Genomic DNA, 22,375 nt, shown 5'->3' on the forward strand with positions numbered 1-22,375 from the left:
GAGACCGGCCTCCAGATCCGCGAAGCGAGGTCGGCGCCTGAACTAGACCAGCTCCACCCCCGCCTGGCGCACCACCTCCACCAGCGCTCCATCGCGCAGCAGCGCGGCCACGCGCTCGATCTCGTCGGTCATGTAGCGGTCCATGTCCAGAAATGGCACGTGCCCGCGCACGAAGCCGAACACGGCGCGGCCGGCTGGCGACAGGTGCTCGACGGCGCCCGCCAGTTCGGCGGCCTGGCAGGCGGCCAGCAGTTCCAGCGCCAGGATGTACTGGTTGTTGTCGAGGATGCGGCGCGCGTTGCGGGCCGAGATCAGGCCCATGCTGACCACGTCCTGGTTGTCGCCGTTCGACGGCACGCTCTGGATGCTGGCCGGGCTGCAGATGGTGCGGTTCTCGGCCACCAGTGCCGTGGCCGGGTACTGGGCGCCTGCGAAGCCACAAGACAGCCCTTCGTTGGCGGCGGCCAGGAACGCCGGCAGGCGGTTGTTCAGGTGCGGGCTCAGCAGCCGGTTCAGGCGGCGCTCGGCCATCACACCCAGTTGCGTGGCGGCGATAGCCAGGAAGTCCATCGCGAATGCCACCTGCTGACCATGGAAATTGCCGCCATGGAACAACGAGTCATCGTCAAAGAACAGCGGATTGTCGTTCGATGAATTGAGTTCGCGCGTCACCACGGTGGCGCAGTGGTCCAGCGTATCGCGCACGGCGCCCAGCACCTGCGGAATGCAGCGCAGCGTGTAGGCCTTCTGGATGAATACGCCAGTGCCGGTGTTCTTTTCGTCGCCGGCGCGCTGCTTCATCTCGGCGCTGAGCGTGTCGTGGCCGGCCAGCCGCGTCGAGCCGGCCAGCAGCGCGCGCAGGTTGGCGGCGGAGCTGACCTGGCCGGGGTGCGGCTTGGCGATGTCGTGGCCGTGTGCCATGAAGGCATCGGCCGATGCCGACAGGCCTTCGAGCGCCAGCGCCGCGATGGCTTCGGCCTGCCGGACCTGCGCACGCAACGTTTCCAGCAGCAGGCACGACACTCCGGTCATGGCCGATGTGCCATTGATCAGCGCCAGCCCTTCCTTGTACGCCAGTGTGACCGGCGCAATGCCATGCGCCTGCAGCACCTCCGCGGTGGGTGCCGTGCCGCCGTCGGCAGTCAGCACCTTGCCTTCACCGATCAGCGTGATGGCAACGTGCGACAGTGGCGCGAGGTCGCCACTGGCACCGAGCGACCCCACCTGCGGCACGGCCGGCGTGATGCCGGCCGCCAGGTACTTGAGCAGTTGCTCGATCACCACGGGACGCACCGCCGAATAGCCTCGCGACAACGCGTTGGCGCGCGCCACCATCATCGCCCGCACTTCATCGCGCGTGAACAACGGCCCCACCCCGGCGCAATGGCTGCGCAGCAGGTTTTCCTGCAAGGCGCGCCCATGCTCGATATCCACCCAGTTGTGGACGAGTTCGCCAAACCCGGTGGACACACCGTAGATCGGCACGTTGGTGGCGGCCACCTGCTCGAAGCGGGCGCGGGCGTCACGCACCTTGTCGAGCACGTCGGCCGGCACTTGCGCGGTCAACTTGCCATGGGCGATGGCGGCAACAGCATCGGGGCGCAGGTGATAGCCGTCGATGGCGGCGGGATGGGCGGCGTGGGGCATGGGTCGGGACGGTAGCTGTGGAAGCGCTTGCCCTTTCCCCCGCCGCTCTCCCACGCACGGGAAAGGGGCGCAAACCACCAGCGTCTGATATGCACTTGGGTTCTCCCCTCTCCCGCATGGCGGCAGAAGGGCCTGGGAAGGGGGCCGGGCCTGAGTGTACCGAGCCCCGATTCGTCCCGCTGCAGCCGTTACAGTCCGTAGCGTTTGATCTTGTCGTAGAGCGTCGCCTTGCCCACCTGCAGCAGGTCGGCGGCCTGGCTCACGGCGCCGCCGGTGCGCGCAAGCGTATCGGCGATCACGGCGCGCTCGTAGCGCTCCATCCGCTCGCGCAGCGGGATCGATTCGTCGCCGCCTTCGGCCTTGCCGGCGTGGCCCCCTTCGGGCACGCCCAGCACTAGCCGGTCTGCCGCGTTGCGCAGTTCGCGCACGTTGCCGGGCCACGGGCGCTGCATCAGTTGCTGACGCTGCATCTCGGACAGGATCGGCGCGGGCCGCTGGTAGCGCACGGCGGCCACCAGCATGAAGTGCTCGAACAGCGGCACGATGTCCTCGCGGCGCTCGCGCAATGGCGGCAGCGGAATCGTCACCACGTTGAGCCGGTACAGCAGATCCTGCCGGAACGTGCCCTGCGCCACCAGCGACTCCATGTCGCCCTTGGCGGCGGCGACGATCCGCACGTCGATCGGCAGTGACGCGTTCGAGCCCAGCCGCTCCAGCGTGCCTTCCTGCAGCACCCGCAGCAGTTTCACCTGCAGCGCCAGCGGCATGCTCTCGATCTCGTCCAGGAACAGCGTGCCACCCGACGCATGTTCGAGCTTGCCGATGCGGCGCTTGCCCGCACCGGTGAACGCGCCGGCCTCGTGGCCGAACATCTCGCTCTCGAAGATCGATTCCGGCACCGCGCCGCAGTTCAGCGCGATAAACGGCGCGTCGCGGCGCGTGGACAGCGCGTGCAGGCTGCGCGCCACCAGTTCCTTGCCGGTGCCGGTCTCGCCGTTGATCATCACCGGCACGTCGGTTTCGGCCACGTTGGCGATCAGGTCGCGCACCTGCGCCATGGCGGGCGACCGTCCGATGATGCGCGTGCCCGCTGCCGGGCCGGCCAATTCGCGGCGCAGCGCCACGTTTTCCAGTTCCAGCGCGCGGCGTTCCAGCGCCCGGCGCACGGTGTCGGTCAGGCGGTCTGCGCCGAACGGCTTCTCGATGAAGTCGTAGGCGCCCTCGCGCATCGCCTGCACCGCCATCGTAATATCGCCATGTCCGGTCACCAGGATCACCGGCAGCCCCGGCGCCACGTTGCGGCAGTGGTGCAGCAGGTCCAGGCCCGACGCGCCGCCCAGGCGCACATCGGTCACCAGCACGCCCGGAAAGTCGGCGCTCAGGTGCGGCATCGCGGCCTCGGCCGATGGCAGCGCCAGCACCGCGAAGCCGGCCAGTTCCAGGCTCTGCGCGGTGGCCTGGCGCACCAGCGGTTCGTCTTCGACAAACAGCACGCGCAGTCCGTCTTGCATCGCAATCATTTCGCTTTTCCTCATCACGCCGCCACGGGCTGGCGCGCCCGCCGCAACGTCACCACAAACTCCGCGCCGCCGCCTTCGGCATTGCCGGCCACGAGCTGGCCGCCGAATTCGCGCACGATCGACGACGAGATAGCCAGCCCGAGCCCCAGGCCCTGGCCGATTTCCTTGGTCGTATAGAACGGCTCGAACAGGCGCGGCAATGCATCCGGCGCAATCCCGGTGCCATTGTCGCGCACCGCGATGCGCACCTGCTCCTCGGTGGCGGCGACGCCGATTTCCACCCGGCCATCGGCCTTGCCTTCGGCGGCGATGGCGTCCAGCGCATTGCCCACCAGGTTCAGCAGCACCTGTTCGAGCTTCAGTTCGTCGGCCCAGACCGCCAGATCGGCGGCCTCGCCGTCCAGCCCGCGCACGCGCAGCATCACCTGGCCCAGGCGCGGGGCGATCAGCTGCAGCACGTGGTCGATGGCCGCCCGCACGCGCACGGCGTTGCGCCGCTGGCGCGCCTTGCCGGCGAACAGCTTGAGCTGGCCCGTGATCTTGCCCATGCGCTCGGTCAGGTCGGCGATGGCCGACAGGTTGCCCGTTGCCGCATCGAGCTGGCCGCGTTCCAGCAGCACGCGGGTGTTGTCTGAAAACGTGCGCAGCGCGGCCAGCGGCTGGTTCAGTTCGTGGGTGATGCCCGCCGCCATCTGGCCCAGCGCGGCCAGCTTGCTGGCCTGCACCAGTTCGTCCTGGGTCGCGCGCAGTTCGCCCTCGGCGCGCGTGCGCTCGGCCACCTCGCCTTCCAGCTGTTCGTTGATCGCCATCAGGTCGGCGGTGCGCGCTTCGACGCGGCGCTCCAGTTCGTCGTAGGCGGCCTCCAGCAGGCGGCGGCTGTACAGCATGTCGCGGGCGCGCTGGCGGCGCTGGCGCAGGTTCACCAGCAGCAGGCAGATGCAGGCATATGCCAGCGCGGCGCCGATGGTCGCGCTGCGGGCATTGGCCAGCACCGGGTCGAGCGGCGCCATCACCTGCATGTTCCAGCCCGCCGGCCCCACGGAGCGATTGATCTCCAGATAGCGGTCGCCACTGGCGTCGGGCAGCCCGAAGTGCAGTCCGGCGCCATCCACGCCGTCTGGCGCGCCATCGCCGTCGCGCCGGTCGGTCGGCCCCACCCGCACCAGCCGTTGGCCGTCGGACAGCGTGTTGTCGGCCAGCCAGCGCATGACGGGCGATGTCAGCGAGTGCATCGGCAGCGGCGTGACGTCCACGTCATGGTACTGGCGCGTGCGGTGCAGCTCGGCCTGCAGGTCGGGCGGCAATGGCCGCAGCGTGCGGTACTGCCAGCCCGGCACCGACGACAGGAAGATCACGCCATGGTCGTCGGACACCATCAGCGGCTCGCCCCGGCCCGAGCCGGCGCGCTGGAACCATTCCAGGTTCAGCTTCACCACCGTCACGCCGATCACCTTGCCGCCCGCCTCGATCGGCTGGGCGATGTAGTAGCCCGGCTCGTCGCTGGTGACGCCAATGGCATAGAAGCGGCCCACCTCGCCACGCGAGGCCATCTGGAAGTACGGACGGAAGCGGTAGTCGGTGCCCACGAAGCTGCCCGGCTCGCCATGGTTGCTGGCGGCCAGCGCCAGGCCGTTCGCCGCGATCACGTAGGTGGCGGATGCCCGTGCGCGCCGGTTGACCTCCACCAGGTAGTCATTGACGGCGGCAATGCGTGCCGGGTCTTGCGGCGACGCCAGCAGCGCACGCACGGACGGGTGCAGCGACACCAGCGCAGGCAGGAATTCGTAGCGGTCGAGCGTGGATTCGAGCGTGCCCGCGTACCGGTCCGCACGCATGGCGGTGGACTGCTGCAACGCGACGATGCCGCGCTGCACCGACAGCAGCCAGGTCAGCGTACACAGCACCAGCAGCCCGGCCAGCAGCGCAATGGCAAAGCCCCACCAGCGCGAACTGTTCTCCGGCGCATGCACGGAGTCAGGCGGTGCGGGGTCATGCACGGCAAGGAAATCGTCGGAATGGGGCATCGGCGCGCGCGAAAGCTCTGGCGCCGATGATACCCGCTGGCCGCCCGGGGGGGCTGCGGTGCCAGCGGGGGAATACGGAGCGGTGCCCGCGACGCCGTCCAGCGGGTCGCCGGGCACCTGCCCAGCCATGTCAGGCGCTGGCGTCGGCGAGTTCGACGCTGTCATCGCCACCACCACGCAGTACGCGGTTCAGGCGGGCGCGGTCAAGCTCGCGTTCCCAGGCCGACACCACCACGGTGGCCACGCCGTTGCCGACGATGTTGGTCAGCGCGCGGCATTCGCTCATGAAGCGGTCGATACCGAGGATCAGCACCATGCCGGCCACGGGGATGGTCGGCACCACGGCCAGCGTGGCCGCCAGCGTGATGAAGCCGGAACCGGTCACGCCGCTGGCGCCCTTGGACGTCACCATTGCCACGGCCAGGATGGTCAGCTGCTGCATCAGCGTCAGTTCGATGTTCGTCGCCTGCGCGATGAAGATCACGGCCATCGTCATGTAGATGTTGGTGCCGTCCAGGTTGAACGAGTAACCGGTAGGCACCACCAGGCCAACCACCGACTTCGAGCAGCCCAGCTTTTCCATCTTCTCCATCAGGTGCGGCAGCGCGGCTTCCGACGAACTGGTGCCCAGCACGATCAGCAGCTCTTCCTTGATGTACGCGACGAAGCGGATGATCGAGAAACCGGTCAGGCGCGCCACGGTACCCAGCACCACCAGCACGAACACGATGGCGGTGAAGTAGAACGTGCCGATCAGCTTCAGCAGCGGAATCAGCGAGCCCAGGCCGTACTTGCCGATCGTGAAGGCCATGGCGCCGAACGCGCCGATCGGGGCCACCTTGGTGATCACGTGCACGATGTGGAAGAACACCTTCGACACCTGGTCAACCATGTCGTGGATGATCTGTGCGCGATCGCCGATGATGGCCAGGGCCGAGCCGAAGAACAGCGATACCAGCAGGATCTGCAGGATGTCGCCATTGGCGAACGCGCTGAAGATCGTGTCCGGGATGATGTGCATGAAGAACTCGACCGTGCTCTGGCCGTGGGCCTTCGACACGTACTGCGAGATCGTCTTGGTGTCCAGCGTGGCCGGATCGATGTTGAAGCCCACGCCGGGTTTCAGCGCGTGCGACGCCAGCAGGCCGATCAGCAGCGCGAACGTGGACACGATCTCGAAGTAGAGCAGCGCCTTGCCGCCCACGCGGCCAACCTTCTTCATGTCGCGCATGCCGGCAATGCCGGACACCACGGTACAGAAGATGATCGGGCCGATGATCATCTTGATCAGCTTGATGAACGCGTCGCCCAGCGGCTTCATTTCCACGCCGGTAGCCGGCGCGAAATGACCCAGCAGGATGCCCACGGCAATCGCGAACAGGACCTGCACGTACAGGATCTTGTAAAAGGGTTTCCTCATGATGTCTTCCTCGGTGTTTTGACCGGTGCCGGGCGCTCGGTAGGCGCCCACGTTGCACGCCTGGCCCGAAACCACGGGCGGCGCGTCTGGAAGTAACTATTTGCAACAGCCGTGCCACGGGCCATGGCGACGCCAAGTCATTGATTTGCAAGGAAAGTCTCTGCGGAAGGCCTGCGGATGGCTCCGGGATTCCGGAAATCCGGAATCGGTGCCTCCGGGAATTCGGACGCCTGCCGGCGAATTTCGGCCCGAAAAGTGCCGCGATCGCCATCCGGAGGACCATTTCCGGCGGCCAGGGCACCGGCCGGCCGGCCCGGCGCATCGGGATTTCCGGAATTCCGGGCAGCGCCGCCGCGCGGAACGGGGGGCGCGACCACGTATAATTCCGAGCTTCCTAGATTCATGCCGCGCCAGCCGCCCGCATTACCGGGTCTGGCGCCACGCAGTCCAGTTCGCCGCCATGAGCAGCTTCTACAAACACCACGTTTTCTTCTGCCTGAACCAGCGCGACGACGGCAAGGCCTGCTGCGCCGACCACAATGCCAAGGCGATGCAGGAATACGCCAAGAAGCGCTGCAAGGAGCTGGGCATCTCCGGCGCCGAAGGCCGCGTGCGCATCAACAAGGCCGGCTGCCTGAACCGTTGTGAACTCGGGCCGGTGCTGGTGGTCTACCCCGAGGCCGTCTGGTACACCTTCGTCGACGAGCAGGACATCGACGAGATCATCGACAGCCATCTGATTCACGGCAAACCCGTTGAACGCCTGATGGTCGATCGCTGATCCGGTACCCGCCGGGCCGCGCCGGGCCTGATGCCCGGTTTTTTGTTGTGCTGCTTTTGACGTGCTGTTTTTGTCGCCGTATTTTCCTGCTCCCTCGCCATGAACGCGCATACCCAGGTCACCACCATCGCCGGCCCCGTCGGCGCCATCGACATCTCGATCGATCTGCCGCAGAACGAGCCGGTGCGTGGCCTGGCGCTGGTGGCACACCCCCACCCCCTGTTTGCCGGCACCAAGGACAACAAGGTGGCGCAGACGCTGGCGCGCACGTTCGTCGCGCTGGGCTACGCCACGGTGCGGCCGAACTTCCGCGGCGTGGGCGGCACGGCCGGCGAGCATGACCAGGGCATCGGAGAGCAGGACGACCTGCTGGCCGTGATCGACTGGATGCGCACGCAGACCGCGTGGTCGCCCGAGGTGGCCGCGCTGCCGCTGGCGCTGGGCGGCTTCTCGTTCGGCAGCTTCGTGCAGACGCACGTGGCGCGCCGCCTGGCCGAAGCGGGCACGCCCGCGCAGCGGCTGGTGCTGGTGGGCACGGCCACCAGCCGCTGGGAAGTGGCTGCCGTGCCGGCCGACACCATCGTGATCCATGGCGAACAGGACGACACCGTGCCGCTGTCCAGCGTGCTGGACTGGGCCCGTCCGCAGGAACTGCCGGTCATCGTCATTCCTGGCGCCGACCACTTTTTTCACCGCAAGCTGCACCTGATCAAGCAGCTTGTCGTCAACGCGTGGGAACGGTGAACCGTCCCGTCCGCGCCATCCCTTTATTGTTGGAACACTACCCATGCTGAACAGAGCCACGCCGCATTTCGCATCCGCCCTTGCTCCCGTCGCCGTAGCCGCGACGCTTGCCACCGTGCTTGCCGCCGCCCCCGCCGCCGTCCTGGCACAAGGCGTGCCGATGCCGCAGGTGGCCGCCAAGTCGTGGATGCTGTACGACGTGACCAGTGGCCAGGCCCTGGCGTCGCAAAATGCCGACCTGCGCATCGAGCCTGCGTCGCTGACCAAGCTGATGACCGCCTACCTGGTATTCGAGGCGCTCAAGGAAAAGCGCCTGACGCTGGACCAGACCATCACGCCGACCGAGATCGTGCGCAAGGTCAAAAGCGATGAGTCGCGCATGTTCATCGAGGCCGGCAAGCCGGTCAGCGTGAACGACCTGCTGATGGGCCTGATCGTGCAGTCGGGCAACGACGCCTCGCTGGCGCTGGCCGAGGCCGTGGGCGGCTCCGAAGACGGCTTCGTCGCGATGATGAACCGCGAGGCCCAGCGCATGGGCATGAAGGGCACGCATTTCACGAACACCGATGGCGTGCCCGATCCGAATCACTACACCACGGCTGTCGACCTGGCCACGCTGTCCACGCGCCTGATCAAGGACTTCCCCGAGTACTACGGAATGTACTCGCAGAAGGAGTTCACCTATAACAAGATCAGGCAGCCCAACCGCAACCGCCTGCTGTACATCGACCCGACCGTGGACGGCCTGAAGACCGGCCATACGAAGTCCGCCGGCTACTGCCTGATCTCGTCGGCCCAGCGCCCGCTGGCCAATGTGCCGAATGGCTCGCGCCGCCTGGTGTCGATCGTGATCGGCACGGCCACCGAGCAGATCCGCACCCAGGAAAGCCTGAAGATCCTGAACTACGGCTTCCAGTTCTTCGACACGCTGCGCCTGTACGACAAGGGCCAGGTCCTGGCAACGCCCGACATCTACAAGGGCAAGGCCAGCACCGTGAAGATCGGCGTCGCCAACGAGACGTTCGTGACGGTGCCCAAGGGCACGGGCGGCCGCCTGAAGCCGGTGCTGGAGCGCCAGGAACTGCTGATCGCCCCCATCGCCGCGGGCCAGCAGGTGGGCACGGTCAAGCTGATGGACGGCAACAACAAGGTGGGCGAGTTCCCGGTGGTGGCACTGGAGGAAGTGCCGGAGGCCGGCTTCTTCGGCCGCCTGTGGGATACGATCCGCCTCTGGTTCAAGCGCAAGTAAGCGCAATCAAGCGCGCACAAGGTTACGCAAGATGACGACAGATTCCAGCAACGGTCCGCTGATCCCGGGCGATATCCCGCCCGAGCAGTCGCTGATCGAGTACCCGAGCGAATTCCCGATCAAGGTCATGGGCGCCATGCAGGACGGCTTTGCCGAGGCCATCGTGACGCTGATCCAGGAGTTCGATCCCAACTTCCACGCCGGCAAGATGGAGATGCGTCCGTCGCGCAACGGCAACTACCTGGGGCTGACCGTGACCGTGTATGTCACGAGCCGCGAGCACCTGGACAACGTGTACCGTGCGCTGACGTCGCACCCGATGGTCAAGGTGGTGCTGTAACCACATGAATGTCATCACGCTGAAGCCCGGCAAGGAAAAATCCCTGCTGCGGCGCCACCCGTGGGTCTACGCCACGGGCATTGCCTCCACCGAAGGCCGCTGCGAGGCGGGCTCGACCGTGGTCATCCGCAGTGCGGACGGCCGCTTCCTGGCGCGCGGCGCCTACAGCCCCGAGTCGCAAATCCGGGCGCGCGTATGGACGTTCGACGAAAACGAGCCGGTCGACCATGCCATGTTCAAGCGCCGCGTGTCGGCCGCGCTGGCGCACCGCGAGCGCTGGGTCAGCGACACCAGCGCGGTGCGCCTGATCTTTGGCGAATCCGACCGCCTGCCGGGCCTGATCGTCGATTATTACGGCCAGGGCGAGACCGGCCAGCTGGTGTGCCAGTTCAACGCCGCGGGCGTGGAGCAGTGGAAAGATGCGCTGGTACAGGCGCTGGTCAAGGAAACCGGCTGTCCGAACGTGTACGAGCGGTCTGACGCCGCCGTGCGCCAGCGCGAAGGCCTGGAACTGGTCACTGGCGTGCTGGCCGGCGCCGAACCCGATCCGCAACTGTCGGTGACCGAACACGGCGTGCGCTACTACGTGGACGTGCGCAACGGCCACAAGACCGGCTTCTACGTCGACCAGCGCGATAACCGCAAGCTCGTGGGCGACCTGGCCGAAGGGCGCGACGTGCTGAACTGCTTCTGCTACACGGGCGGCTTCTCGCTGGCCGCGCTGCGAGGCGGTGCGAAATCGGTGACGTCGATCGATTCGTCGGGCGACGCGCTCAAGATCGCAGCCAGCAATGTGACGCTGAACGGTTTCGACCCCGAACGCGCCACCTGGCTCGACGCCGACGTATTCAAGATGCTGCGCGAATTCCGCGCCGAGGGCCGCCAGTTCGACCTGATCGTGCTGGACCCGCCCAAGTTCGCTCCGTCGGCCCAGCATATCGACCGTGCCGCGCGCGCGTACAAGGAAATCAACCTGGTGGGCATGCAGCTGCTGCGCCCGGGCGGCCTGCTGTTCACGTACTCGTGCTCGGGTGCCATCAGCATGGAGCTGTTCCAGAAGATCGTGGCCGGTGCCGCGACCGATGCACGCGCCGATGCACGCATCCTGCGCCGCCTGTCGGCAGGGACCGATCACCCGATGTCGGCGGCCTTCCCCGAGGGCGAATACCTGAAGGGCCTGCTGCTGGAAAAGATCTAGGCAGGGCCGGAAAATTCGTCAGATTACGGGTTTTCCGGAATTGCCTCGGAACTGCCTTCTGGTGGTCATATTCGTCCCCTAAGATTCGTCTCACGGTAAGGCATTGGCAGGTGTCGAACCGTCTCTTCTTATCAGTCTTCGTGGTAATCGCCCCGCTAACCCAGCGGGGCTTTTTTTTGGTTCATCGCATGCCGTGTGCGCCGCGCGAGCCAGCGATGCCACGGGTGCTGCAGCCCCGGCCGAACCCCTGAATGGGCAGCACCGAGGCCGCGCTCTACCATGGCGCCACGGCAGGCGAAACTCCCTATAATCGAACGACCGTGCATTTTGCACCGCTTGTCCGCATCATTTCATCAGACGGATCCGAGGAGACTGTTCCATGCCTGCCGCCAAACATATTCCGCCAGCCCTGCAGAACCTGGCCCTGCCCGTCATCGCGTCGCCGATGTTTATCGTCAGCTATCCGGAACTGGTGCTGGCGCAGTGCAAGGCCGGTATCGTCGGGTCGTTCCCGGCGCTCAACGCGCGCCCGGCCGAGCTACTGGATGAATGGCTGACGCAGATCCAGGAAGAACTGGCGTCGTTCCAGGCCGCCAATCCCGGCAAGCCCGTCGGCCCGCTCGCCGTGAACCAGATCGTGCACGCTTCCAACGCGCGGCTGGAACATGATGTGAAGGTCTGCGTGGAACACAAGGTGCCGATCTTCATCACGTCGCTGCGCGCGCCCCCCAAGGAAATGATCGACGCGGTGCACAGCTATGGCGGCATCGTGCTGCATGACGTCATCAACATCCGCCACGCCGAAAAGGCCATCGAGGCCGGCGTGGACGGCCTGATCCTCGTGGCGGCCGGCGCCGGCGGCCATGCCGGCACGCTTTCGCCGTTTGCGCTGGTGGGCGAAGTGCGCAAGATCTTCGACGGCCCGATCGCGCTGTCGGGATCGATCGCCACCGGCGACGCGGTGCTGGCCGCGCAGGCCATGGGCGCCGACTTTGCCTATGTGGGCACGCGCTTTATCGCATCGCAGGAAGGCCATGCCAGCGCCGAGTACAAGCAGTCGATCACCAGCTCGGCCGCGTCGGACATCATCTACACGAACCTGTTCACGGGCGTGCACGGCAACTACATCCGCGAGAGCATCGTCAATTCGGGCCTGAACCCCGAAGACCTGCCCGTGGCGGACAAGAGCAAGATGGATTTTTCGAGCGGCAGCTCGAAGACCAAGGCCTGGAAGGACATCTGGGGTGCCGGCCAGGGCGTGGGCCAGATCCACGACATTCCGACCGCCGGCGAGATCGTGGCGCGCATGAAGGCCGAGTACGACGCGGCGCGTGCCCGGCTGGGGCTGGTAGCATAAGGGCGTTTTTGCGCCCCTTGCCCTGAACCGTTGCCTGCTCCCGACCCCGAAACACCCATCGACCCGGCCGACCTGCCCGGAACGCTCACGCATCGGGAGCGCGTGATCCGCGCGTTCTGGGTGACGCTCGGCATCATCAGCCTGGTGCTGGGCTTTATCGGCATCTTCCTGCCGCTGCTGCCGACCACGCCGTTTGTGCTGCTGGCGGCAGCCTGCTTTGCGCGGGGCTCGGAGAAATTCCACCACTGGCTGATCACGCACGAGCGCTTCGGGCCGCTGGTGCGTGACTGGCAGGCCCACCGCAGCATTCCGTTTCGCGCCAAGTGCCTGGCGCTGTCGATGATGTGGACGTCGATGAGCATCACGGCGTGGCTGCTGCGCGCGCGGCCGGTGTCGTCGCTGACGCTGATCGCCATTGGCATCGCCGTCACGGTCTGGATGGTACGGCTGCCCACGCGGCCGCCCGGCGGCTATCCCGAAGCCAGCGATGGTCCTTCATCGCAGGCATAGCGCCACCGGCCCCCAGCCGTCGCCCGGCAGCAGTCAGTCGTAGCTGCGCGCGTCCTCGATCGATTTGCCATCCTGGGGCAGCGATCCTGGCGCGGCAAAGCGCACCTCTCCACGCAGCCGCATCACCTCCCGCATCGAATCGGCCACGGCACGCGCCAGGCTTTCGTCGACCCGGGTGGCATCGCAATGCAGCGTCATCACGTCCGAGCCGATCGCGCCGCTCACCACCAGCCGCGCCGCACGGATCTCGGGATGGCGCCGCACCACCTCGGCCACCTGCCCCGGATGCACGAACATGCCCTTGACCTTGGTGGTCTGGTCGGCACGCCCAAGCCAGCCCTTCAGCCGGATATTGGTGCGGCCGCACGGACTGGCGCGGTGCGGCGATTCGGCCACGATGGCCGACAGGTCGCCGGTGCCGAAGCGGATCAGCGGATAGTCGCCATTGCCCAGCACGGTGACCACCACCTCGCCGACCTCGCCTTCGGGCATCGGCTTCGTGCCGCCCGGCTCGACGATCTCGACCAGCACGCCCTCGTCGACCACCCAGCCGTCGCCCCCTTCGGTCTCGAACGCGATCAGTCCGACATCGGCCGTGCCGTACATCTGGCGCGCGGTGACGCCGTGGTCCTGCAGCCACGTGCGCAGCGCGGGCGGGCAGGCCTCGCCCGACACCAGCGCCTTGGACAGGCTTGCGCACGGCAGGCCCATCTCGTCGCCCTTCTCGATCAGCAGTTTCAGGAATGACGGCGTGCCCGCGTAGGCCGACGGCTGCAGGCTCGCCAGTGCCTGCACCTGCGATTCGGTCTGCCCGACTCCAGCCGGAAACACGCAGCAGCCCAGCTTGTGGGCGCCAGATTCCATCATCATGCCGGCCGGCGTGAAGTGATACGAGAACGTGTTGTAGACCAGCTCGCCGGCCCGGAAGCCGGCCGCGAACATCGCGCGTGCCGTGCGCCACCAGTCGGCGGCAAAGCCATCGGGCTCGTGGATCGGCCCCGGCGACTGGAATACATGGCGCAGGCCGGCCAGCGGCGTGGCATTGAGCCCGCCCAGGGGCGGAGCCATGCGCTGGCGCGCGCTCAGTTCGGACTTGCGCGTGACGGGCAGCAGCGCCAGCGCATCGCGCGAGGTGATCTCGTGTGCGTCGAAATCACACAGGATCTCGGCAAAATACGGTGAATGTGCCTGCGCATGCGCGACCTGGCGCGCCACGGCGGCAATCAGCGCGGCCTCGCGTTCCGCAGGCGCGCGCGTCTCCAGCGAATCGAAGTACTCAGCCATATCGGTGTCCAGGGCAGATTCAGGCCAGCCAGCGTTTGCGGCGGCGATAGCTTTTCACGTCTCGGAACGATGTGCGCGCGCCGCCTTCGGCATCGTTGGCGGCCACGCCCAGGTAGAACTCCTTGACGTCCTCGTTGGTGCGCAGCGATTCGGCTTCGCCGTCCATCACGACCCGGCCGTTTTCGAGGATGTAGCCGTAGTCGGCATAGCGCAGCGCCACCATCGTGTTCTGCTCGGCCAGCAGGAAGCTCACGCGCTCGCGCCCGTTGAGGTCGCGCACGATCTCGAAGATTTCTTCAACGATCTGCGGCGCCAGGCCCATCGACGGTTCGTCCAGCAGGATCATCGACGGCTTGGCCATCATCGCGCGTCCGATCGCACACATCTGCTGCTCGCCGCCCGATGTGTAGCCGGCCTGCGACTTGCGGCGCGTCTTCAGGCGCGGGAAGTAGGCGTAGATCTTCTCCAGCTCGTCGCGCGTTTCGCCACGCGACAGGCCCCGCGTGTAGGCCCCGGTCAGCAGGTTTTCCTCGATGGTCAGGTGGGCAAAGCAATGGCGCCCTTCCATCACCTGGATCACGCCGCGCTTGACCAGGTCGTTGGGCGTCAACTGGTCCACGCGCTGGCCGCGGTACTCGATCGATCCCTTGGTGACGTCGCCGCGCTCGGCGTGCAGCAGGTTCGAGATCGCCTTGAGCGTGGTGGTCTTGCCCGCGCCGTTGGCGCCCAGCAGCGCCACGATGCGGCCTTCGGGCACATCGAGCGACACGCCCTTGAGCACCAGGATCACGTGGTCGTAGATGACTTCGATGTTGTTGACGGATAGAAGCGTCATGTCCGCATCCCTGAGTGTTTTGCTCCCCTCTCCCGCCTTGTGGGAGAGGGGAGACAACCACCGGCACACTGAAGTCTCACGACTTCATGCAAGCCGGCGTGATGCCCTTTTCCTTCGCGTACTGCGCGGCCGTGGCCTTGAACAGCGGGTGGATCAGGTTCTTGTTGCCCTCGATCCAGTCCGACACCACCACCCACTTGGTGCCGTCCCACTGCTGGATCTTCACCTTGCCCGATCCCTCGTGGTTGTCGCAGCTGGTCTTGATCTCAGGCAGCAGGCCGGTGGCGCCCAGTTGCTGCAGGCGGGCGCTGGTCAGGTTGAGGTTCTCGAACGCCCAGCGCATCTCGTCGCCGGTCATCACCTTGCCCTTGCCGAACTTGCCCTGCGCCACGCGGATGGCTTCCACCGTCACCACCGCCGCCGACACGCCGCGGTTATAGAGCACCGAGCCCACCTTGTTGCGGTCCTGCATATTGCCCTTGTTGGCGCCGTACACCACCTTCTCGATATCGGCGATCAACGGCACGCCCTTGCCTGCCACGTTCCACGTCGCGCTCATGTAGCCCTTGGCGGCGTCGCCTGCCGGCGTGGTGTCTTCCTCGGACCCGGCCCACCACGACCCGATCATCTTCTCGCGCGAAAAGCCCACCTTCTGGGCGGCCTTCAGCGCGGTCTGGTTCATCACGCCCCAGCCCCAGAAGATCACGTAGTCAGGATTTTCCTGGCGGATCTTCAGCCACTGCGCGCCCTGCTCGTTGCCCGGGTGCGCCACTGGAATCTCCACCAGATTGAACTTGCCGAGCTTGGCCTCGGCCTCCAGCGCGACGATCGGCTCCTTGCCGTAGGCCGAGTCGTGATACAGGTAGACGATCTTCTTGCCGGCCAGCGACCCGCCGTTCTTCGTCGCCAGGTACTTCACGATGGCCGACACCTGCATCTGGTAGGTGGTGACCAGCGGGAACGCGTACGGGAACACCGAGCCATCGACGGCGTCGGTGCGGCCATAGCCCATCATCACCAGCGGCACCTTGTCGGCGGCGGTCTTGTCGACCAGCGCGTACGAGATGCCGGTGGACATCGTGTGATACGCGGTGCCCTTGCTCTGGCCGTTCTTGGCCTTCAGGCGCTCGTAGCACTCCACGCCCTTGGCGTTGTTGTACTCGGTCTCGCACTCTTCCCACGACAGCTTCACGCCGTTGACGCCGCCCTCCTTGAGGTTGACGTAATTCAGGTAATCGACAAAGCCGCCATAGAACGATTGTCCGTTCGAACCATAGGGGCCGACGCGGTAGCTGGGCAGCGCCACGAACTGGTCATTGGCCTGCGCCAGCGCCGGCAGGGCTGGCGCCAGCAGGGCAGCCGCGACGCTGACCACCAGGGCGGCGCGCTGCACATTGCGGAATACGGTTGTCATCACAGTCTCCTTCACCTCGAACGGGCGTTGTTATAGAAATGACGCAGCGATACCTAGTGCGGAAATGGCCAGAGGCGCAGCTTTTCCTTGGCGATCTGCCAGAGTCGGGCCAGGCCATGTGGCTCGACGATCAGGAAGAAAATGATCAGCGCGCCGAACACCATCAGCTGGATGTGCGACACCGTGGCGTTCGTGAACGGCAGGTGCAGCAGCGCAGCCAGCGCCGGCAGTACGTTATCGAGAAAGATCGGCAGCAGCAGGATGAACGCTGCGCCCAGGAACGACCCCAGGATGCTGCCCACGCCGCCGATGATGATCATGAACAGGATGCGGAACGACAGGTCCAGCGAGAAGCCGTCCGGTTCCACCGAACCCAGGTAGCAGAACGCGTACAGCGCCCCGGCCACGCCGCAATAGAACGAGCTGACGGCAAAGGCCAGCAGCTTGGTGCGCATCAGCGGGATACCGATGACTTCGGCGGCCACGTCCATGTCGCGCACGGCCATCCAGGCACGCCCCGTGGCCGAGCGCACCAGGTTCTTGGCCAGCAGCGCCAGCACCGTGACAATGGCAAGCACGAACAGGTATTTCCTTACCGGGGTATCGATCGCCACGCCGAACAGGTCCAGCCGCTGCGCCGTGATCACGCCCGACGAGCTGTTGTTCGAGAACCAGGGAAACTTGGTCAGCGCCCACACCACGAAGAACTGCGCCGCCAGCGTCGCCACGGCCAGGTAGAAGCCCTTGATGCGCAGCGACGGCAGCCCGAACGCCACGCCCACCAGCGCCGCCGACAGTCCGGCCAGGATAAAGGTCAGCAGTACCGGGATGCCTTCGATCCGTAGCTGGAAGTTATAGGCCGCGTACGCGCCCACGGCCATGAAGGCGGCCGTGCCCAGCGACAGCTGGCCGGCATAGCCCGTCAGGATATTCAGGCCCAGCGCCGCCAGCGAAAAGATCAGGAACGGCGTCAGGATGGCGTTGAACCAGTACTCGCTGCCCGTGAACGGGATGACGACAAACGCCACGGCCATCAGCAAAGCAAAGAAGATACGATCTTGCCGGATCGGGAAAATCTGACTGTCGGCAACGTAGCTGGTCTTGAACTGTCCGGATTCGCGGTAGAGCATGGTTGTTCTCCGTCAAACGCGGTCGATGTGTTTCTCTCCGAACAGCCCCTCGGGCCGAACCAGGAGAAACAACAAGGCAAACACGTAGGGGAACCACCCTTCGATCCCCCCGAAGTTGCCGCCGAACATCGACTGGAACACGGGCGGGATATAGATCTCGGCCAGCTTCTCGGATGCGCCGATGATCAGCCCGCCGACGATGGCGCCCGGCACCGATGTAAAGCCGCCCAGAATCAGCACCGGCAGCGCCTTGAGCGCAGTCAGCGTCAGCGCGAACTGCACCCCGTTGCGCGATCCCCAGAGCATGCCCGCCACCAGCGCCACAAAGCCGGCCACGCCCCAGACGATCGCCCAGATGTTCTGCAGCGGAATGCCCAGCGACAGCGCGGCCTGGTGATCGTCGGCCACCGCGCGCAGCGCACGGCCGACCTTGGTGTACTGGAAGAACAGCGCCAGCACGGCCACCAGCACGGCGGCAATCAGCGCGGCGGCCAGGTCGAACTTCGACACCACGATATTGAAGTGGGTCAGGATCGATTCGATGGGCTCGTCGACAATGCCCAGCTCGATCGGCCGTACCTCGTTGCCGAACAGCAGCGGCCCCAGGCCTTCCAGGAAGAACGACAGCCCGATGGTCGCCATGAACAGCGTGATCGGCGGCTGGTTCACCAGCTTGCGCAGCACGAAGCGCTCGGTGCTCATGCCCACGATGATCATGACGATAAAGGCGCCGATCACGGCCGCCCACATCGGCATGCCCTTGTCCATCAGCCCCACCACGGCCAGCGCGGCAAAGTAGACCATCGCGCCCTGCGCAAAATTGAACACGCCCGACGCCTTGTAGATCAGTACGAAGCCCAGCGCCACCAGCGAGTACATCAGCCCCGAGAGCAGTCCGCCGATCAGGATTTCGAAGAAGAATGTCATCGTAGTTTCCTGATTTCTTCAGTGCGAGGTGCCCAGGTAGGCCTTGATCACATCGGGGTTCGCCTTGACCTCGGCCGGCGTGCCGTCGCCGATCTTCTTGCCGTAGTCGAGCACCACCACGCGATCCGAGATGTCCATGACCACGCCCATGTCGTGCTCGATCAGCACGATGGTGGTGCCGAACTGGTGGTTCACGTCCAGGATGAAACGGCACATATCCTGCTTTTCCTCGACGTTCATGCCAGCCATTGGCTCGTCCAGCAGCAGCATCGACGGCTCGGCCGCCAGCGCGCGCGCCAGCTCCACGCGCTTCTGCAGCCCGTACGGCAGGCGCCCGACCGGGGTCTTGCGAATGGCCTGGATTTCCAGGAAGTCGATCACTTCCTCCACCTTGCGGCGATGGCGCATTTCCTCGGCGCGCGCCGGCCCCCACCACATCGCGTGCGCGAGCAGCCCGGTGCGGAACTGCGTGTTGCGGCCCGTCATGATGTTGTCGAGCACGGTCATGCCCTTGAACAGCGCGATGTTCTGGAACGTGCGCGCGATGCCCTGGCAGGCGGCCGCCGTCGGATGCATCTTGCGGCGCTCCTGGCCGCGAAACACGATGCGGCCGTGCTGCGGGTGATACACGCCGTTGATCACGTTCAGCATCGAACTCTTGCCGGCGCCGTTGGGGCCGATGATGGCGCGGATCTCGTGCTCGCAGACGTCGAACGAAATATCGGTCAGCGCCTTCACGCCGCCAAACGACAGCGAGATGTTCTGCAGGTCCAGGATCACGTCGCCACGCGTGCTGGTGCGGGCCGGGGTGTCGGGCCGATGGGCGTCGCCGGTGCGCAGGGTGTCGCCATGCACGGTGTCCGCGTGGCCCGGCGGAACGATGGTGCCGGGCGAAGCCATGGAGCCCGTGGCATCGACGCGCGCCATGCTGCCACTTCCACCACCACTTCCGCCCCCCTGCCACGCTGTCTGGGTTGCCGTCATCTGTGCGTCTCCCTGTCTCACGCCGCGCGCGCCCCGCCCACGGGCGGAAAGCGCTTGACGTCCACCAGCTTCAGCGTGGCCGACACACTGCCCTCGCGGCCATCCTCGAACTTCACGCGCGTGTCGATGAACTGCTCCGGCTTGTCCGCGTACAGCGCGTCCACCAGCACCGCGTATTTCTCGGCGATAAAGCCGCGCCGCACCTTGCGCGTGCGCGTCAGTTCGTCGTCATCGGGGTCCAGCTCCTTGTGCAGGATCAGGAAGCGCGCCACCTGCGAGCCGGTCAGCATTGCGTCGCCGGCCAGGTCGGCGTTCACCTGCTCCACGCATTCGGCGATCATGGCGATTACGTCGGGCTGGCCGGCCAGGTCCACATAGCCGGCATACGGCAGGTGCCGGCGCTCGGCCCAGTTGCCCACCGCATCGAAATCGATATTGATGAATGCGCAGACGCGGTCGCGGTCGGTGCCGAATGCCACGGCTTCCTTGATATACGGAAAGAACTTCAGCTTGTTCTCGATGTACTTGGGCGCGAACATCGAACCGTCGGCCAGCTTGCCCACGTCCTTGGCACGGTCGATGATCTTCAGGTGCCCGTCGGCATCGATCACGCCGGCGTCGCCGGTCATGAAATAGCCATCGTCATTGATGGCCTCGCGCGTGGCGTCGTCGCGCTTGTAGTAGGCCTTGAGCAGCCCCACGCCGCGCACCAGCACCTCGCCGTTGTCGGCAATGCGGATCTCCATGCCCGGCGCGGCCGGTCCCACCGAGTCGAACTTGACCTGGCCATCGGGCTGCAGGCACACATAGGCGCAGGTCTCGGTCTGGCCGTAGAACTGCTTCAGGTTGATGCCGATCGAGCGGTAGAAGCGGAACAGGTCCGGCCCGATGGCCTCGCCCGCCGTGTAGCCCACGCGGATGCGGCTCATGCCCAGCACGTTGCGCAGCGGGCCGTAGATCAGAATTTCGCCAATTCCATAGCGCAGGCGTTCCAGCACCGACACCGGACGCTTGTCGAGGATGTCCGCGCCGCAGCGGCGCGCCACGCCCATCGCCCAGTGGAACAATTTGCGCTTGAGCCAGCCCGCGTCTTCCATGCGGATCATCACCTGCGTCAGCAGCCCTTCATAGATGCGCGGCGGGGCGAAGTAGTAGGTGGGGCCGATCTCGCGCAGGTCGGTCATCACGGTTTCGCGCGATTCCGGACAGTTCACGGTGAAGCCGGCCACCATCGCCTGTGCATAGGAAAACAGGTTGTCGCCCACCCATGCCATCGGCAGGTACGACAGCACGTCGTCATCGGCGCTCAGGCCATCGAACTGGCAGCCATTGCGCGCCGCGCCGATCAGCCCCGCGTGCGCATGGCAGACGCCCTTCGGCTTGCCGGTGGTGCCGGACGTATAAAGGATGATCGCGGTGTCGTCAGGCGCGCCCGCCTGCACCTGCGCATCGTAAAAACCTGGATTTGCCTGATCGAATTCGCGGCCGATTTCCTGCACGCGCTCGTACGACAGCAGCGACGGATGGTCGTAGTCGCGCAGTCCGCGCGGGTCTTCGTAGATGACATGGCGTACCGCGCGGCCACGCGACGCCAGTTGCGATTCCACTTCGAGCAGCTTGTCCACCTGCTCCTGGTCCTCGACGATGGCGAACTCGATCTCCGCATCGTCGAGCACGTAGACCATCTCGCCCGCGATGGCGTCCTGATAGAGCGGCACGGGCACGCCGCCCAGCGCCTGCGCAGCAGTCATGGCCCAGTACAGGCGCGGACGGTTGTCGCCCACCACGGCCAGGTTCATGCCGCGGCGGAACCCCAGCGCGGCCAGCCCGCAGGCCAGCGCGCGCACCTCGGCCGCTGCCTGCTGCCAGCTGTAGGTCTGCCAGATACCGAGATCCTTCTCGCGATAGGCCGGATGGTCGGGCCGCTGCTGGGCATGCGCCAGCAGCCATCGCGGGAAGGTCGTTGCCGACGATTCCTGCATCGCTGTCTCCTCTCCCCTTGGGATGGCCTAGGGACCATGCCGGGTATCAAGCCGCCAGACCGGTCGCTATACTGGGCGCCTTGTCCGGTGCGACGATTGCCGCACCGCATCACGCCCGCCTTGCCTTGTTGGGTGAGGAATGCTGGCAGGGGCGGTTCCGGGTGATCGTAAGATAGCCGATGCCTTTCCGCCGGGTTGTCGCGCCGGCGACAATTCCGGGTTAATCCCTACGGGAGTGCAATGCCTGCCGCTGACACCTTCTCGTTCATCGACCGCTGCGCCTGGGCCGCCGACCTGAGCCCCGAGCAGCGCGACCGTGTCAAACGCGTGATGACCGTGCGCGAGTACGCACAAGGTGACTACGTCTGTCACAAAGGTGAAATGGCCGAGCACTGGCTGGGCGTGGTCGAGGGCATCGTCAAGATCACCACCGTCTCGCCATCGGGCAAGTCGGTCACCTTCACAGGCGTGCCCACCGGCGGCTGGTTCGGCGAAGGCGCCGTGCTCAAGCAGGAAATCCGCAAGTACGACGTGATGGCGCTGCGGCGCTCGCGTATCGCTTTCGTCCCACGCGAAACTTTTCAGTGGTTGCTGGATACCAGCCTGCCGTTCACGCGCTTTCTGCTGATGCAGTTCAACGAGCGTCTTGGGCAGTTCATCGCTGCGGTGGAATACGAGCGCCTGCTCGATATCGATTCGCGCGTGGCCCGCGCGGTGTCATCGCTGTTCAACGAACACCTGTATCCGGGCATCGGCTCGACGCTGGAGATTTCGCAGGAAGAGATCGGACTGCTGGCCGGCATCTCGCGCCAGCGCGCCAACCAGGCGCTCAAGGTGCTGGAACAGCAGGGCTTGGTGCGGGTGGACTACGGCGTGATCGACGTGCTCGATCTGGAGGGATTGCGGCAGTACGGGGAGTGATATCGCTGCTGTGGGGCTGTGGGGCTGTGGGGCTGTGGGGCTGTGGGGCTGTGGGGCTGTGGGGCTGTGGGGCTGTGGGGCTGTGGGGCTGTGGTGCTGTGGGGCTGT

General features: G+C 65.9%; 19 protein-coding genes. 8 read left to right on the forward strand and 11 right to left on the reverse strand.

What is annotated here, in order from left to right:
- Positions 1–42 precede the first annotated feature (42 nt).
- From cmdF to A9J21_RS23970, 4 genes are all read right to left on the reverse strand, one after another.
- Complete coding sequence (gene cmdF / locus A9J21_RS23955; RefSeq protein ID WP_066739861.1) at positions 43–1,647, reverse strand: tyrosine 2,3-aminomutase; 1,605 nt, start codon at positions 1,645–1,647, stop codon at positions 43–45.
- Between the two features lie 188 nt (positions 1,648–1,835).
- Positions 1,836–3,158: a sigma-54 dependent transcriptional regulator gene (locus A9J21_RS23960; protein ID WP_066739915.1), complete on the reverse strand. Its 1,323-nt coding sequence runs from the start codon at positions 3,156–3,158 to the stop codon at positions 1,836–1,838.
- 23 nt (positions 3,159–3,181) lie between these two features.
- Positions 3,182–5,191, reverse strand: a complete 2,010-nt coding sequence (locus tag A9J21_RS23965; protein ID WP_066739865.1) for a sensor histidine kinase — start codon at positions 5,189–5,191, stop codon at positions 3,182–3,184.
- Positions 5,192–5,321: 130 nt separating this feature from the next.
- The gene (locus A9J21_RS23970; protein ID WP_066739917.1) at positions 5,322–6,611 is read right to left on the reverse strand and encodes a dicarboxylate/amino acid:cation symporter; all 1,290 of its coding nucleotides are present in this window, start codon (positions 6,609–6,611) and stop codon (positions 5,322–5,324) included.
- Positions 6,612–7,071: 460 nt separating this feature from the next.
- On the opposite strand from A9J21_RS23970, the gene A9J21_RS23975 reads away from it, so the two are divergent.
- The 7 genes from A9J21_RS23975 to A9J21_RS24005 all read left to right on the forward strand — a co-directional run bounded on the left by A9J21_RS23975 (position 7,072) and on the right by A9J21_RS24005 (position 12,790).
- Complete coding sequence (locus A9J21_RS23975; protein ID WP_066739868.1) at positions 7,072–7,392, forward strand: ferredoxin; 321 nt, start codon at positions 7,072–7,074, stop codon at positions 7,390–7,392.
- A 99-nt stretch (positions 7,393–7,491) separates the two neighbouring features.
- The gene (locus A9J21_RS23980) at positions 7,492–8,136 is read left to right on the forward strand and encodes an alpha/beta hydrolase (protein ID WP_066739871.1); all 645 of its coding nucleotides are present in this window, start codon (positions 7,492–7,494) and stop codon (positions 8,134–8,136) included.
- A 43-nt stretch (positions 8,137–8,179) separates the two neighbouring features.
- Complete coding sequence (locus tag A9J21_RS23985; protein WP_066739872.1) at positions 8,180–9,385, forward strand: D-alanyl-D-alanine carboxypeptidase family protein; 1,206 nt, start codon at positions 8,180–8,182, stop codon at positions 9,383–9,385.
- Positions 9,386–9,416: 31 nt separating this feature from the next.
- Positions 9,417–9,725 carry a DUF493 family protein gene (locus tag A9J21_RS23990; protein ID WP_066739874.1) on the forward strand — a complete coding sequence of 103 codons (309 nt, stop codon included), beginning with the start codon at positions 9,417–9,419 and terminating at the stop codon, positions 9,723–9,725.
- A 4-nt stretch (positions 9,726–9,729) separates the two neighbouring features.
- Entirely contained in the window at positions 9,730–10,923 is a 1,194-nt protein-coding gene (locus A9J21_RS23995) for a class I SAM-dependent rRNA methyltransferase (protein WP_066739876.1), read from the forward strand.
- 379 nt (positions 10,924–11,302) lie between these two features.
- Positions 11,303–12,280 carry a nitronate monooxygenase family protein gene (locus tag A9J21_RS24000; protein WP_066739878.1) on the forward strand — a complete coding sequence of 326 codons (978 nt, stop codon included), beginning with the start codon at positions 11,303–11,305 and terminating at the stop codon, positions 12,278–12,280.
- Between the two features lie 30 nt (positions 12,281–12,310).
- A complete protein-coding gene (locus tag A9J21_RS24005; protein WP_082926580.1) occupies positions 12,311–12,790 on the forward strand; it encodes a YbaN family protein in 480 nt (159 codons plus the stop codon).
- A gap of 33 nt (positions 12,791–12,823) precedes the next feature.
- Here the strand turns inward: A9J21_RS24005 and A9J21_RS24010 are convergent, their stop codons facing one another.
- The 7 genes from A9J21_RS24010 to A9J21_RS24040 form a co-directional block, all read right to left on the reverse strand.
- Complete coding sequence (locus A9J21_RS24010) at positions 12,824–14,074, reverse strand: phenylacetate--CoA ligase family protein (protein WP_066739881.1); 1,251 nt, start codon at positions 14,072–14,074, stop codon at positions 12,824–12,826.
- Positions 14,075–14,093: 19 nt separating this feature from the next.
- Positions 14,094–14,909 carry an ABC transporter ATP-binding protein gene (locus A9J21_RS24015; protein ID WP_066739884.1) on the reverse strand — a complete coding sequence of 272 codons (816 nt, stop codon included), beginning with the start codon at positions 14,907–14,909 and terminating at the stop codon, positions 14,094–14,096.
- Positions 14,910–14,985: 76 nt separating this feature from the next.
- A complete protein-coding gene (locus A9J21_RS24020) occupies positions 14,986–16,323 on the reverse strand; it encodes an ABC transporter substrate-binding protein (protein WP_066739921.1) in 1,338 nt (445 codons plus the stop codon).
- Positions 16,324–16,376: 53 nt separating this feature from the next.
- On the reverse strand, positions 16,377–17,453 hold the full coding sequence (locus tag A9J21_RS24025) for a branched-chain amino acid ABC transporter permease (protein WP_066739887.1): 1,077 nt from the start codon (positions 17,451–17,453) through the stop codon (positions 16,377–16,379).
- 12 nt (positions 17,454–17,465) lie between these two features.
- Positions 17,466–18,380 carry a branched-chain amino acid ABC transporter permease gene (locus A9J21_RS24030; RefSeq protein ID WP_066739889.1) on the reverse strand — a complete coding sequence of 305 codons (915 nt, stop codon included), beginning with the start codon at positions 18,378–18,380 and terminating at the stop codon, positions 17,466–17,468.
- A gap of 18 nt (positions 18,381–18,398) precedes the next feature.
- On the reverse strand, positions 18,399–19,364 hold the full coding sequence (locus A9J21_RS24035; protein WP_066739924.1) for an ABC transporter ATP-binding protein: 966 nt from the start codon (positions 19,362–19,364) through the stop codon (positions 18,399–18,401).
- 17 nt (positions 19,365–19,381) lie between these two features.
- A complete protein-coding gene (locus A9J21_RS24040; protein ID WP_066739891.1) occupies positions 19,382–21,346 on the reverse strand; it encodes a long-chain fatty acid--CoA ligase in 1,965 nt (654 codons plus the stop codon).
- 240 nt (positions 21,347–21,586) lie between these two features.
- On the opposite strand from A9J21_RS24040, the gene A9J21_RS24045 reads away from it, so the two are divergent.
- Positions 21,587–22,267 (forward strand): Crp/Fnr family transcriptional regulator, encoded by a 681-nt coding sequence (locus tag A9J21_RS24045; RefSeq protein ID WP_066739894.1) that lies wholly within the window; start codon positions 21,587–21,589, stop codon positions 22,265–22,267.
- Positions 22,268–22,375: the final 108 nt, after the last annotated feature.

This window comes from Cupriavidus sp. D384, assembly GCF_001652915.1.
Classification (GTDB): Bacteria; Pseudomonadota; Gammaproteobacteria; order Burkholderiales; family Burkholderiaceae; genus Cupriavidus.

Coding starts and splice junctions, on each gene's coding strand:
- cmdF (WP_066739861.1), bottom strand. CDS start 1,647: ATGCCCCACGCCGCCCATCCCGCCGCCATCGACGGCTATCACCTGCGC.
- A9J21_RS23960 (WP_066739915.1), bottom strand. CDS start 3,158: ATGCAAGACGGACTGCGCGTGCTGTTTGTCGAAGACGAACCGCTGGTG.
- A9J21_RS23965 (WP_066739865.1), bottom strand. CDS start 5,191: ATGCCCCATTCCGACGATTTCCTTGCCGTGCATGACCCCGCACCGCCT.
- A9J21_RS23970 (WP_066739917.1), bottom strand. CDS start 6,611: ATGAGGAAACCCTTTTACAAGATCCTGTACGTGCAGGTCCTGTTCGCG.
- A9J21_RS23975 (WP_066739868.1), top strand. CDS start 7,072: ATGAGCAGCTTCTACAAACACCACGTTTTCTTCTGCCTGAACCAGCGC.
- A9J21_RS23980 (WP_066739871.1), top strand. CDS start 7,492: ATGAACGCGCATACCCAGGTCACCACCATCGCCGGCCCCGTCGGCGCC.
- A9J21_RS23985 (WP_066739872.1), top strand. CDS start 8,180: ATGCTGAACAGAGCCACGCCGCATTTCGCATCCGCCCTTGCTCCCGTC.
- A9J21_RS23990 (WP_066739874.1), top strand. CDS start 9,417: ATGACGACAGATTCCAGCAACGGTCCGCTGATCCCGGGCGATATCCCG.
- A9J21_RS23995 (WP_066739876.1), top strand. CDS start 9,730: ATGAATGTCATCACGCTGAAGCCCGGCAAGGAAAAATCCCTGCTGCGG.
- A9J21_RS24000 (WP_066739878.1), top strand. CDS start 11,303: ATGCCTGCCGCCAAACATATTCCGCCAGCCCTGCAGAACCTGGCCCTG.
- A9J21_RS24010 (WP_066739881.1), bottom strand. CDS start 14,074: ATGGCTGAGTACTTCGATTCGCTGGAGACGCGCGCGCCTGCGGAACGC.
- A9J21_RS24015 (WP_066739884.1), bottom strand. CDS start 14,909: ATGACGCTTCTATCCGTCAACAACATCGAAGTCATCTACGACCACGTG.
- A9J21_RS24020 (WP_066739921.1), bottom strand. CDS start 16,323: ATGACAACCGTATTCCGCAATGTGCAGCGCGCCGCCCTGGTGGTCAGC.
- A9J21_RS24025 (WP_066739887.1), bottom strand. CDS start 17,453: ATGCTCTACCGCGAATCCGGACAGTTCAAGACCAGCTACGTTGCCGAC.
- A9J21_RS24030 (WP_066739889.1), bottom strand. CDS start 18,380: ATGACATTCTTCTTCGAAATCCTGATCGGCGGACTGCTCTCGGGGCTG.
- A9J21_RS24035 (WP_066739924.1), bottom strand. CDS start 19,364: ATGACGGCAACCCAGACAGCGTGGCAGGGGGGCGGAAGTGGTGGTGGA.
- A9J21_RS24040 (WP_066739891.1), bottom strand. CDS start 21,346: ATGCAGGAATCGTCGGCAACGACCTTCCCGCGATGGCTGCTGGCGCAT.
- A9J21_RS24045 (WP_066739894.1), top strand. CDS start 21,587: ATGCCTGCCGCTGACACCTTCTCGTTCATCGACCGCTGCGCCTGGGCC.